A 13,411-nucleotide genomic window follows, 5' to 3' on the forward strand; every position below is an offset into this window, starting at 1 on the left:
GCTCCGCCTCACCCTCGCCCCACCGGGAGTATTCAAGCGAGACCGTGTTTGAGCCCGAGGCGCGTAGTTCGCGCCTGGCGAGTTAGGCGAGCGCCGATTCCGGCGAGAAGCGCAGTGGGGGTTTCGCGCCATCCGGGGTGCCCTTTCTTTTGGTTACTTTTCTTTGGGCAAGCAAAGAAAAGTAACCCAGGGTGCAGGGGCGGAGCCACCCGCAATTAGGTTTTGAGATCGCGCACGGAGCGCACGCTACCACTTCAATCCCGCCTTCTCCAATTCCTCCGAAACTTTCAGGCCTTCCACACTCCGACACGCATCAACAAACTCTTTCGTCGCCACCACCCGAGCTACTCCGTCATTTACGCCCTTGCTGGTCCTGGGCGCCAGGGCGAACAATTTCGCCATGCCCTGCTCGCCCTGCAACCGCCAAGAATCTTCCGTGTCCACTGTAAAATCGAAGCTGTGCAGTAGCCATGTGACGGTGGTCTGATCCGAAGCGCGGCGGCGGGCGGATTTTTTGACCGCCGGCAGGGAACGCTCGATCACCAATATCACGTCCTGCAACACCTCAGCGGTCTTTTCCGCCGGCACCAGCCAGTAGAACACCAGCGTGTTGCGGAAGAAGGCGTGCAGCAGCGGCATGCCCTTGAAAAACGGCGAGGTGACGAGCCCGTAGCGCGACAGGCCAACCTGTTTCTTAATCGAAGCGCCGAGCGCGAGAAGGGCCCGGCGGTTCTTGATGTGACTGTGACATTGCACCAGCACCACACGGCAATGCTTGCCTTCATCCAGTTGTGTCGAGAAAAACGGCTGGCCGCTGCGGCGAAAGCCGGCGAACATGTAGTTGAACCGCGCCACGGTGAAATACGCCAGGCTAAAAGCGAACGGCGCTGTCAGGTCCACGAACACCGTGGAGAAGTTGAGCGTCAGGTACGACACCGCGAGGAAGCCGGACTGCAGGAACGTGAACGTCAGGTTCACCACGCGCTGGTCGATGTTATAGACGAACGCGACGGTGAGCAGCACGATTGCAACCAGCGTGACGACGATATAGATCCACGGCGGCAATTCGGTGAGGAAATTGCCCTTTTTCAGGTTGTCGATGGCGGTCGCCAGAATTTCCACGCCCGGATGCGCCTTCGCGACAGGCGTGGTCTTCAGATCAAAAAGCGACGGCGCGGTGGAGCCGATGATGACGATCTTGCCGGTGAATTCATCCGCCGGGCGCGTCTTTTTCTCCTTGAGCAGATCGAAATAGATTTCGTGGAACGAGACATGCCGGTACGACGGCGGCTTGCCGCGCCAGTTGAGCAGGATGTCCTCTTGTTCCGGCAGCGGTGTACCGAGCGCCGAGATGACGTTGGCCGGCAGCGATCCCACGCGCCAGCCGTATTCGTCGGTATAGACCGAGTAGGTGCGCACGAACCCATCGGTGTCAGTAAATATATTATTGGTGCCGAGCCGGTGGTCCGTAAGCACATCGTAAAAAAACGGGAGTATCACCGCGAGCGTGGCCGTATCCGATGCCGTGTCGTCGAGTTTCGACACGCCTGGCAACTGGCTTACTTTCAACTGGCTTAGCTGATCGTTTTCCTCGTTCAGCCGGATCATGGGAAAGAAAGTGTTGGGAGTGCGCGCAATCGCGTCGCGAAAATACTTGTCGCCCGCGGTATTGAACACATCCGGATCGCTGAACATGACATCGAAGACCATGGCTTTGGGTTTCTGCTGCGCAATGCCTTCCACCAGTTCGCCCATGAGGTTGCGCGGCCACGGCCAGCGGCCGAATTCCGACGCCATCGCCGCGAGCGCCGGTTCGTCGATATCCACGATGACGATCCCGGGGTCGGCTGCGGGATGCTGGAACCGCGTCTTCATGATGAGATCGTAGGCCTTGTTCTTCATGCCGGCGGTCGAGCCGGTGGCGATGGCGTACACCGCGACTGCGCTCATGACGACCGCGAGGCCGACGTAAAACCAGTTCCCCAGCCGGTCGGACAGCGAAGCCAGCGGCAGGAGGAAAAAACGCGCAAGGCGTTGCATAGGGTTATGGGCAGGCATGATGTGCTGTCCTTGTCAAAGCCGCATTATCATACTGAATCCGGTATGGTGTCGCCCCATACCGGTGCTAACCGACGCGTGGCCGCACCATAAATGATTAAATGGCATAATGGGTCCTGATTAATTCACCAAGAGCACAACATGAAAGACAGCGCCGTCGCCCGGGAATGGCTCGCCGCCTCCGCCTGCACCGCCAACGCCAGGGACTTCGCGGCCCACATGGACCTCATCTCGCGCAAGGTACAGGTGTTCGGCATCCCCGGCATCGAGGTCATCGGTTACGACGACTGGGCGAAGCAATGCCGGCACGAATTCGAGACCGGCGTGCTCAAGAATGTTTCCTATGACGGCATGAAGGTGCAGGTGATGACGCCGGGGCGCGTGATGTTCAAGACGGTCGAAACCGTCGAGGCGAACGACGGCACGGTCCAGGCCCACGGCGTGGAGATCATTCTGGAAAAGGAAACCGACGGCAAATGGCGCGTGGTGCAGGAGCGTATTCTTTCCCGTGAGGAGGCTGAGCACGACGGCTTGTGGCAGTAGGTCTCGCTTTTCGCCGTCTTGAAATCAATCTGAACCTGCTTTACCCTAGCGCCCCACGAAAGCAGTCAACAATTTCACTAATCACAGAGGGAATAACCATGAAAACTCCGCTGGATTCAATTGCCGGTACCATCATTAGCGGTTTGATCCTGACCGTGATTCTGTATTTCTTTGTCGTCAACTTCCTGGTCAAGACCACCGTCTGACCGCCACACTAACGAATAATTTCGGGGGAACACCATGGAACTCATTATCGCCCGCTGGCTGCACATCTTCGCCGGCATCGTCTGGATCGGCCTTCTCTATTATTTCAACTTCGTGCAGGCCGTCGCCATGCCCAAAGCCAAGGCGGACAACACCGCCGCCGGCATCACCAAACACGTCGCCCCCCTGGCGCTGCTGTGGTTCCGCTGGGCAGCTCTGGCCACCTGGATCATGGGCGCTTATTACCTCGAACGCGGCGGCATCGGCATCGGGAATGCCTTCATGCTCAAGGGCATCGCCGCTTCCATTGGCGTTGGCGCCTGGCTAGGCACCATTATGCTGTTCAACGTCTGGGTGCTGATCTGGCCCAACCAGAAGAAGGTGCTGGGCATCGTCCAGGCCGACGACGCCACCAAGGCCAAGGCCGCGCGCATCGCCTTCCTGGCCTCGCGCACCAACACCATGCTGTCCATTCCGATGCTGTTCTTCATGATCTTTGGCAGCATGGGACACCGCTTGCCTATGTAAATCAGCGAAAAGCTCTAACAAAGGCCCGGCAAGCCGGGCCTTTTGTTTTTTGGCCCTTGCGTTATTGCCCGCAGGGGGTAGAATTTTTAATTTAAGTGGCGCCCGCGGGGCGCCTTTATGTTTTTGGGGTTGGGAAAATCATGACCACATCGTATCAAATGCCGGTCTTCGCCGGCCTGCCCGTGGCCTTCACGCACGGCGAGGGATCCTGGCTGTGGGACACGCAGGGGAAGAAATACCTCGACGCCCTCGCGGGCATCGCCGTCTGCGGACTGGGACATGCGAATCCCGCCATCACCGCCGCGATCTGCGACCAGGCCGGCAAGCTGCTGCACACCTCGAACTGGTATCAGATTCCGCTGCAGGAAAAACTGGCCGAACGGCTGTGCAAGCTCGCCGGCATGACCAATGCTTTTTTCTGCAACTCGGGTGCCGAGGCCAACGAGGCCGCGATCAAGCTCGCGCGTCTCTATGGCCATCAGCAGAACATCCTCACGCCCGGCATTATCGTCACCGAGGGCAGCTTTCACGGACGCACGCTCGCGACGCTCTCCGCCACCGGCAACCGCAAGATCCAGGCCGGCTTCGAGCCGCTGGTGCAGGGCTTCCACCGCGTGCCGTACAACGATCTCGAAGCCGTCCGCCAGGTCGGTGAACGCAGCAAGGAGATCGTGGCGGTGCTGGTCGAGCCGATCACCGGCGAAGGCGGCGTCAGCATTCCGGACGCGGGTTATCTCAAGGGCCTGCGTCAGATCTGCGATGAGCGCGGCTGGCTGCTGATGCTCGATGAAATCCAGACCGGCATGTGCCGCACCGGCAAATGGTTCGCCTGCCAGCACGAGGGCGTGGTGCCCGATGTCATGACGCTGGCCAAGGGACTCGGCAACGGTGTGCCGATCGGCGCCTGCCTCGCACACGGAAAGGCGGCGAATGTATTCAAGCCCGGCAGCCATGGCTCGACGTTCAGCGGTAATCCGCTGGTTTGCCGCGTGGGTCTCGCCGTGATCGACGAACTCGAAAAAGGAAAACTGGCCAGCCGCGCCGCGAAACTCGGCGAACGCTTGCTGGCCAAGCTGAAAGAAGCGCTGGGCCAGGTGGCGGGTGTGAAGAACATTCGCGGACGCGGGCTGATGCTGGCCGTCGAGCTCGACCGGCCGTGCAAGGAACTGCTGCAGATGGCACTCGAGCGCGGACTGCTCATCAACGTCACGGCGGACAGCGTGATTCGTCTTCTGCCGCCGCTGATTCTGACCGACGATGAAGCCGACATCCTGGTGCGCGAGCTCACCGGCGCCGTGCGCGCCTTCCTGGAAAAAACGACAACGGGAACCAGGGAACATCTGGCTCCCATCGGAGGCCATACGTGAAGCCACGTCATTTCCTGACGCTGATGGATCTGAGCGCCAAGGAGATCAAACGTCTGCTCGCGCGCGCCATCAAACTGAAAGCCATGCAACGGCGCGGCAAGAAGCACATGTCGCTCGCGGGCAAAACCATGGCAATGATTTTCGAGAAGTCCTCCACGCGCACGCGCGTGTCGTTCCAGGTGGGCATGGCACAATTGGGCGGAACGAGCCTGTTTCTGTCGCCGCGCGACACCCATCTCGACCGCGGCGAACCGGTGGAGGACACCGCGCGCGTGCTGTCGCGAATGGTGGACGTCATCGTGATCCGCGCCAATTCGCACGCCATGGTGGAGCGCTTCGCCGCGCACTCGCGGGTGCCGGTGGTCAACGCACTGACCGACCTCAGTCACCCTTGCCAGCTGCTCGCGGATATCCAGACCTATCTCGAGAAGCGCGGCGACATTACCGGCAAAACCGCCGCCTGGATCGGTGACGGCAACAACGTCTGCCATTCTTGGATCGATGCCGCGCACCAGTTCAGCTTTCACATCAATATCGCCACGCCGAATGGTTATGAGCCGAAAGCGGAATGGTATGCCGCCTGCCGCGACCACGTGACGCTCAGCCACGACCCGAAGCAGGCGGTGCAAAAAGCGGATATCGTCATCACCGACACCTGGGCCAGCATGGGGCAGGAACATGAAAAGGCCGAGCGCATGAAGGCCTTCTCCGGCTTCATGGTCGACACCGCGCTCATGAAACTTGCGCGCAAGAACGCCATCTTCATGCACTGCCTGCCGGCCTACCGCGGCATGGAGGTCGCCGCGGAGGTGATCGATGGACCACAGAGCGTTGTCTGGGACGAGGCCGAAAACCGGCTGCACGCCCAGAAGGCGCTGCTGGAATTTCTGCTCGCGAGCCCTTCGAAAAAATAAATTCCGTCTTCTGTCTGGCTTTCCCTGCCTGATGCCGGCTTTGGCTGCATTTCCCGCCATCTGCTAGGCTTACAGCGTGAACGAGCTGCTAGCGCTAAACAACATTGAATGCGAATACGACGGACGCCTCGCGGTCTGCGGGTTGTCACTGCGCGTCAATAAGGGCGAGACCGTGTGCCTCCTGGGACCGAGCGGTTGCGGCAAGACCACGGTGCTGCGGGCTATTGCGGGCTTTCATCCCCTGAGCGGCGGCGAGATCCTGATTCATGGCACGACGGTTTCCGATCCTCATTTCACCTTGCCGCCGGAGCAGCGCCATCTCGGCATGGTGTTCCAGGACCACGCGTTGTTTCCACACCTGAGCGTAGGGAACAACGTCGGCTTCGGCCTGCGTGGAATGTCGCGTGAGCAAAAGCAGACCATCATCGATGAAATGCTCGAACTCGTGGGGCTCACCGGCATGGGCGACCGCTATCCGCATGAGCTTTCCGGCGGACAACAACAGCGAGTGGCGCTGGCGCGGGCATTGGCGCCGGAACCCAACCTCATTCTCCTCGACGAACCCTTTTCCAACCTCGACATCGAACTGCGCGAGCGGCTCTCGGGCGAGGTGCGCGAGATTCTCAAACACCGCGGCACGACTGCCGTGCTGGTGACGCACGATCAGCACGAGGCGTTCGCGCTCGGCGACGCGGTCGGCGTAATGCACGAAGGCAAGCTGCTGCAGTGGGACACGCCTTATGACCTGTATCACGAACCGGGCAGCCGCTTTGTCGCCGATTTCATCGGTCAGGGCGTGTTCCTTCGCGGCACTTTGCTCACGCCCAATACGATGGAAACGGAAATCGGGATGCACAAGGGTAATCGTGCATACCCGTGGGCACGCGGAACGCGCGTCGAGGTATTGCTGCGGCCTGATGACATCGTGCCGGATCCAGCCAGCCCGTTGCAGGCGCAGGTCGTACAGAAGGCGTTTCGCGGCGCGGAGATTCTCTACACCCTGCGGCTACGGAGCGGTGGAAGAGTGCTGTCGCTGTTTCCGAGTCATGCCGATCACGCGCTCGGCGAACGCGTCGGCATCCGCGTGCAGGCCGACCATCTCGTCGCGTTTCCGCTGTCAGAAAACCACTCGCCCAAGGCGACGCCCGCCGCTTTTATCTGAAAGCGCGAAATTAACTTCACTCACCAGAGAGGGTATTCCCTGAATTGTTACCGGCGCGGCTTATCGGGTCTGACGGGCAGGCCTTCCATGCCGGACTGACCCGACATGGTCAGCACAGTGCCTGAAGATTGCGTCCAAAGCGTGGCCGGATCGCGTTTGACCTTGTCACTGTTCGTGCCGGCCTTCGGCGCCGGCCGGGCCAGATATCCCCCGGTCACGAGATAGGCCACGATCTTGTCCGCCGCTTCGTTGGCGGATTGCAGTGTGGTGTCGATCACGATTTCAGGTTTGGCCGGCGATTCATAGGGATCGGACACCCCGGTAAAATTCTTGATCTGACCCGCGCGCGCCCGTGCATACAGACCTTTGCGATCGCGCGATTCGCAGACCTCCAGCGGCGTTGCCACGTGAATTTCGATGAAATCGCCGTGTTCCTCGATCATGGCGCGTACCTGCGTGCGGGTATGCGCATAGGGTGCAATGGGCGCGCACACGGCAATACCGCCATGACTGGTAATGAGACTCGCTACATACCCTTGGCGCAGTACATTGGTATCGCGGTGCTCGCGCGAGAACCCCAGTTCGGAGGAGAGGTGCTTGCGCACCACGTCGCCGTCGAGCAGCGTGACGGGGCGCGACTCGGATTCCTTCAGCCGCGCATACACCACCTGCGCCAGCGTGGATTTGCCGGCGCCGGAAAGGCCGGTGAAAAAAAGCGTGAACCCCTGGCGCAAGGTCTTGCGCCATTCTTCCAACACCGTGGGATAGGAGAACCAGTGCGCCATTTCTGACGTCTGATCCGAGGCCAGCCGCGGTGTTTGTTTCGCGCGCCGGCCAATGCGCCCGCCGGAAAGAAAACGTTCCGGCTGGTCTTCTTCCTGCACCAGATTGCGGAACGGTACCACCTCGATGCCGATCTCGCGCGCATGCCACTGCACCGATTCCAGCGCGCGGTATTTCCCATACAGCGGTTCGCCGGTCGCGCCCTCTCCCTGGTCGTCGTAATCGTGTTCCACGATAAAGTGGGAGCAGCCGAAGTTTTTGCTGAGGATGGCATGCCACAGCGCCGCACGCGGACCGCCATGGCGCGGGGACAGTTCGATCAGATTCAGATGCGCGGCCCGCGTCGAATAGTGTTCAAGTACGGCGCACAGTGCGCGCACTCGCGGGTAATGATCCGGCTGGCTCATGCCGCCTCTGCCAACCGCAGCCTGAATCAGCAGCGTGGCATCGTTCAGGTAGGCCGTGCTCTTGGTGAACCCCACGTGGGTGCGGTGCATGAGATGACGCGGCTGATAACCCACCACGCGGTTCGCGCCCTGCCGGCATAGCAGATCACGCACGGTGGCGGGCGTTTGGCGCAGTGACGCAAAATCATGATGTACCGGCAATTCCACGACTTCGAGTTTCCCGGTGATATAGGCATCGCCGACCACGTTGAGCAAATGGCTCGCCGCGGCATGCGTGACTGAGCGGGTGCCATAGAGACACTGCGCTTCCGCGCCCTTGTCCGGCTGCCAGACTTCTGTCACGGTAAGCACCGCCATGAGCGTGCCTTCGGCGTCGCGCAGCGCGATGGCTTGGTCCGATGAAAGGCTCTCGGCGAATTTCCGTGGCACATCGAGCGTTACGGGAATAGGCCAGAAGCGTCCGTCAGCCATGCGCATGCGCGCGCATACGGCTTCGTAGTCCTCCCGCCCCATAAAGGAAGTCAGCGGCGTGAACGCGCCGGTTGCCAGCATTTCGAGATCGGAGAGTTGTCGCGAAGTAAGATCGAGAGAGACGAGATCGCGCGACGTTGCCTTGAGTTCTGCGCCGCGGTCAGTACTGACCAGAAGATTGACCAGTGCCCCGCCGTAGGGTTGATTCAGCTCGTTTCCTGTTCCCAGCCGATGTATTCCGCTCATGTTATTCTCCGTGTCGCTTCCCGCATTTCCGCACTCGTGCCCCCTAAGGAGACACGAAATCTATTGCGAGGTGATCACAGCATCCTTGCGGCTACCCCCGGACGGTAAACCAGACCCTTTGGTTGAGCCGGAACCCCCGGCGATTTACTGCAACCCCGTCAAAAGGCAAAGCCTATACCGGGTTCGCAGGATGACAACCGACCGCCGGCCTACGAACGACAAGCGGGGTATTTCGCTCGATTGAGGGCATCCGGCGCCTATCAGGAACGCGTGACCCATGAGGAATGTTTTGCTGCCATACTGAAATCTCGGCCTTTCCCGCATTTCCGGCCTTTCGCGGCCAAATAAAGGTTTACAGGAGCATTTTGCTAAAATACTCTTGAGAAAGAGGGACTTGTGGAAAAGAAAATATTACGCCTGCTGATTGTCGACGACTCGCCGGACGATGCCGAGCTAGCGGTCGCCACGCTGCGCAAGGCGGGCTTCATGCTCAAGAATCTGCGCGTGCAGGATATGGCCTCCATGCAGGCAGCGCTGGAAAAGGGAACGTGGGACGTGGTGCTTTCGGAGTACACGCTCCCGCACTTCGGCGCGCAACTGGCGCTCGACCTCGTCAGGCGCGCGCATCTCGACATTCCTTTCATCGTCGTCACCCGGAACATCCGCGACCCGGATCTCGTCAAGATCATGCGTAACGGTGCGCACGACGTCGTGATGAAAAGCCAGGCAGCGCGCCTGGCGCCGGTGGTGGAGCGTGAATTGCGCGTGACCGAGGAACGCCACCAGTTCCGGCAGATGACGCAAGCGCTCCAGGAAGTCGAGAATAAAAACCGCGCGATCATCGCCGGATCGCGCGAGGCCATCGGCTACTGCCAAGAAGGCATGCATATCGATGCCAACAAGACCTATCTCGAGATGTTCGGCTACGATGACCTGAGCGAGATCGAGGGCGTGCCGGTGCTGAACCTGATCGAAAAATCCGACCATCCCCGTTTCAAGGACTACCTGCGCAAGGCCACGACCCAGAATCCCGCGGTCCCGCAGGAATTTCTTTGCGTCAAGAAAGACGGCAGTCACTTCCACGCGGAACTCGCCATTTCGTCGATCGTCCTCAACGGCGAAAACTGCACCCAGTTTCTGGTCACCGACATCTCCAAGCGCAAGGCAGTCGAGAACCGTCTGCAATATCTCAATCAGCACGATCCGCTCACCGGTCTTTTCAACCGTCACCACTTTACACAGGAGCTGACCAAAGCGATTGGGCGGGTCAAGACCGAAAACAGCCGCAGCGCCCTGCTCTATCTCGATCTCAATGAGATCAAGGATATCAACGACGCCCTCGGTCACGCCGCCGGCGACCGGCTGCTGCTTAAGATTGCGAGACTGTTCCGCGACAAGCTCGGCGAGTCCACGTTCCTGGCCCGTTTCAGCGGTGACGAATTCACCGCGCTGTTGCGTGACATGTCCGAGGAGCAGATCAAGACGTCGGTAACAGAGCTGCTTTCGTCATTGAAGGAAACCACATTCATGGAAGGCGGCAAGGTCTTCCGCTGCGACGGCACTATTAGCGTGGTGGTAATCGACAAGAGCAGCGAAAACGCACAGGCGGTTTTGAACAAGGCGTATCAGAACTGCCAGCACAACCGTCCGCAGAAAACGGCGCCCGCTCCGGTTCCAGCACCGATGCCACAGGCAGCCGCGTCGGCACCCCCCCACGTCGGCGCAGCGGAAATACCGGCGGTAGATTTGCACCGGGAAACGCCGGTTATGCCGACTGCGACGGTGGACTGGGAGATTCGCCTCAAAACCGCTCTCGAAAAAGACGGCTTTCAGCTCGCCTATCAACCCATCGTCAACCTGCACGGCGATCCAGCGGAATATTTCGAAGTCTTGTTGCGCCTGGTCGGCCGTCATGGCGAGCTGATCCATGCCGGCGAATTCATGGGAGCGGCCGGGCACTTGGGATTATTGGCCGCCATTGACCGCTGGGTGATACGCCAGTCGATCCATTCCCTCGCCGCCTTGCACGCCGAGGGAAGACAGGCCAGCTTTTTCGTCAATCTGTGCCCGGCGGCGCTCAATGATCCAGAACTCCTCTCCCTGCTTCAGAAACAGCTGGCGATCGCGCGTGTCAAACCGGGATTCATGGTGCTCGAGGCCGATGAATCCGCCGTTATGGCAAGCCCCGAGGAAGCGTCCATGTTCATGCAGGCGACGCGACGGATCGGCTGCCGATTCTCGGTCGACAACTTCGGCAACAACCTCGCCACGCTCAACAGCCTGCGCGAGATGCCAATTGATTTTCTCAAGATCTCTGGGTCACTCATTCGCAATCTGTCGACCGACGAACTTACCCGTACTTCGCTCAAGGCCATCGTCGACCTTGCCAAGTCGATGGAAAAGCAGACCATCGCCAAATTCGTCGAGAAGGCCGACGATCTCGGGATTCTCTGGAACCTTGGTTTCGATTACGTGCAGGGAAATTATTTCCAGCAGGCCGACGCCCAGCTCGATTACGAGTTCGCCGACGAAACAACGCTTTCCTCCGACACCAGCTCGCCCAACTGGGCGGCCAATTCCCGCCGGTGAATCCACTCAGCGTTCCCGCTGCCGCGTGACCCGCGGGGCGGGACACACGTTGTCTCCACCCGTGCGTTCACGCCTGGGCACAACAAAATTCGTTGCGCCCGTTCGGCGGCATCAACACACGTTTATGAATGACAAGACGAGCGAAGCAGGGCTACTTTATTGTGTTGATGAAAACTCCGCCTCACCTATAATATGCGGCCTTTGATCAACACAGAGTTATTCCATGTCCGGTCAATTCATCTTTACCATGCATCGCGTCAGCAAAATCGTGCCGCCGAACCGCACGATCCTGAAGGACATCTCACTGTCCTTTTTTCCCGGTGCCAAAATCGGCGTGCTCGGCCTGAACGGCTCGGGAAAATCCACGCTGCTGCGCATCATGGCCGGCGTGGACCAGGAATACGATGGCGAGGCACGCCCCCAGCCGAATATTCGCATCGGCTTTCTTTCGCAGGAACCGCAGCTCGATCCCAAGAAAGACGTGCGCGGCAACGTCGAGGAAGCGGTCGTGGAGACCAAGGCACTGCTCGACAAATTCAACGAAATCAGCATGAAGTTCGGCGAACCGATGGGCGACGAGGAGATGAACAAGCTCATCGAGCAACAGGGGAAATTGCAGGAAAAGATCGATGCCGCCGGCGCCTGGGACCTCGACCGCAAGCTCGAGATCGCGGCCGATGCCCTGCGCCTGCCGCCATGGGAGGCGGACGTCGCCAAGCTCTCCGGCGGCGAGCGCCGGCGCGTGGCGTTGTGCAAACTGCTGCTGTCGCAACCCGACATGCTGCTGCTCGACGAGCCCACCAACCATCTCGATGCCGAATCGGTCGCCTGGCTCGAGCGCTTTCTGCACGATTACGCCGGCACCGTCGTGGCCGTGACCCACGACCGTTATTTCCTCGATAACGCCGCCGGCTGGATTCTGGAACTCGACCGCGGCGAGGGCATTCCCTGGAAAGGCAATTATTCTTCGTGGCTCGACCAGAAGCAGAAGCGGCTCGCCGTCGAGGAAAAACAGGAGTCCGCGCGCCAGCGCACGCTGAAACACGAACTCGAATGGGTGCGCACCAATCCGAAAGGCCGGCACGCGAAGAGCAAGGCGCGCCTGGCGGCCTATGAAGAACTCGCGTCGCAGGAATTCCAGAAGCGCAACGAAACCAAGGAGATCTTCATCCCGCCGGGCCCGCGCCTCGGTGACGTGGTGGTGCAGGCGGAAAACCTTACCAAGGGTTACGGCGACCGGCTACTCATCGACGGCATCAGCTTCAATCTTCCGCGCGGCGGCATCGTCGGCGTGATCGGCCCGAACGGCGCCGGCAAAACCACGCTGTTCCGCATGATCACCGGCCAGGAAAAACCCGACGGCGGGAAACTGCGCATTGGCGAAACCGTGCAGCTCGCCTATGTCGACCAGAGCCGCGATACGCTCGACGGCGGAAAAACCGTGTGGGAGGAAATCTCCGGCAGCCACGACATGATGCTCATCGGCAAGACCGAAGTTCCGTCGCGCGCCTATTGCGGCCGCTTCAACTTCCGCGGGTCCGACCAGCAGAAACTGGTGCGGGATCTTTCCGGCGGCGAACGCAACCGCGTGCATCTGGCAAAGCTGCTCAAAAGCGGCGGCAACCTGTTGCTGCTCGACGAACCGACCAACGATCTCGACGTGGACACGTTGCGCGCGCTCGAAGAAGCGTTGCTCGATTTCGGCGGCTGCGCGGTGATCATCTCGCACGACCGCTGGTTCCTCGACCGCGTCGCCACCCACATGCTCGCCTTCGAGGGCGACAGCCACGTGGTGTGGTTCGAAGGCAACTACGCCGACTACATGGTGGACAAGGAGCGCCGCCTGGGCACGGAGGCGGTGCACCCGCACCGCATCAAGTACAAAAAACTCGTCCATTGATGAATAAGCCACCCCGCCCCCCGTCCCGCAAAGCCTGAAATTCAGCGCATTAAATATGACAAGACGAACGGAGCGAAGCGCAGTATGGCTTCATTTAGGCGCCGATGGCCTGACCGGCGGCTGGTCAGGCGCCAAGGATATCTGTTAAATTGTTCCGGCCCTGAATATGTCTGGAACTCGCACAGGGATAGTGTGTCTTACATGTTCGGTCGATCTCGGGTCGGAAGATTGGTCTGTAC

The 13,411-nt window shown here is 60.0% G+C and carries 9 protein-coding genes; 7 read left to right on the plus strand and 2 right to left on the minus strand.

Annotation, left to right across the window (positions count from 1 at the left end; genetic code table 11):
* Positions 1-246: 246 nt before the first annotated feature.
* Positions 247-2,058 carry a CHASE2 domain-containing protein gene (locus tag WB402_RS02775; RefSeq protein ID WP_424205392.1) on the minus strand — a complete coding sequence of 604 codons (1,812 nt, stop codon included), beginning with the start codon at positions 2,056-2,058 and terminating at the stop codon, positions 247-249.
* 141 nt (positions 2,059-2,199) lie between these two features.
* On the opposite strand from WB402_RS02775, the gene WB402_RS02780 reads away from it, so the two are divergent.
* From WB402_RS02780 to WB402_RS02800, 5 genes are all read left to right on the plus strand, one after another.
* The gene (locus tag WB402_RS02780) at positions 2,200-2,601 is read left to right on the plus strand and encodes a hypothetical protein (RefSeq protein ID WP_424205393.1); all 402 of its coding nucleotides are present in this window, start codon (positions 2,200-2,202) and stop codon (positions 2,599-2,601) included.
* Between the two features lie 240 nt (positions 2,602-2,841).
* Positions 2,842-3,333, plus strand: coding sequence for a urate hydroxylase PuuD (locus tag WB402_RS02785; protein ID WP_424205394.1), 492 nt, complete (start codon positions 2,842-2,844; stop codon positions 3,331-3,333).
* A 140-nt stretch (positions 3,334-3,473) separates the two neighbouring features.
* Positions 3,474-4,700 (plus strand): aspartate aminotransferase family protein, encoded by a 1,227-nt coding sequence (locus WB402_RS02790; protein ID WP_424205395.1) that lies wholly within the window; start codon positions 3,474-3,476, stop codon positions 4,698-4,700.
* Positions 4,697-5,614: an ornithine carbamoyltransferase gene (gene argF / locus WB402_RS02795; protein WP_424205396.1), complete on the plus strand. Its 918-nt coding sequence runs from the start codon at positions 4,697-4,699 to the stop codon at positions 5,612-5,614. The genes WB402_RS02790 and argF overlap by 4 nt, the downstream gene beginning before the upstream one ends.
* A gap of 76 nt (positions 5,615-5,690) precedes the next feature.
* Positions 5,691-6,776 carry an ABC transporter ATP-binding protein gene (locus tag WB402_RS02800; protein WP_424205397.1) on the plus strand — a complete coding sequence of 362 codons (1,086 nt, stop codon included), beginning with the start codon at positions 5,691-5,693 and terminating at the stop codon, positions 6,774-6,776.
* A 47-nt stretch (positions 6,777-6,823) separates the two neighbouring features.
* On the opposite strand, the gene WB402_RS02805 is transcribed toward WB402_RS02800, so the two are convergent.
* Positions 6,824-8,683, minus strand: coding sequence for a bifunctional sulfate adenylyltransferase/adenylylsulfate kinase (locus tag WB402_RS02805; RefSeq protein WP_424205398.1), 1,860 nt, complete (start codon positions 8,681-8,683; stop codon positions 6,824-6,826).
* Positions 8,684-9,079: 396 nt separating this feature from the next.
* On the opposite strand from WB402_RS02805, the gene WB402_RS02810 reads away from it, so the two are divergent.
* Positions 9,080-11,272, plus strand: a complete 2,193-nt coding sequence (locus tag WB402_RS02810; RefSeq protein ID WP_424205399.1) for an EAL domain-containing protein — start codon at positions 9,080-9,082, stop codon at positions 11,270-11,272.
* A gap of 223 nt (positions 11,273-11,495) precedes the next feature.
* Complete coding sequence (gene ettA, locus WB402_RS02815) at positions 11,496-13,172, plus strand: energy-dependent translational throttle protein EttA (RefSeq protein WP_424205400.1); 1,677 nt, start codon at positions 11,496-11,498, stop codon at positions 13,170-13,172.
* Positions 13,173-13,411: the final 239 nt, after the last annotated feature.

The organism is Sulfuricaulis sp. (assembly GCF_049587675.1).
Classification (GTDB): Bacteria; Pseudomonadota; Gammaproteobacteria; order Acidiferrobacterales; family Sulfurifustaceae; genus Sulfuricaulis.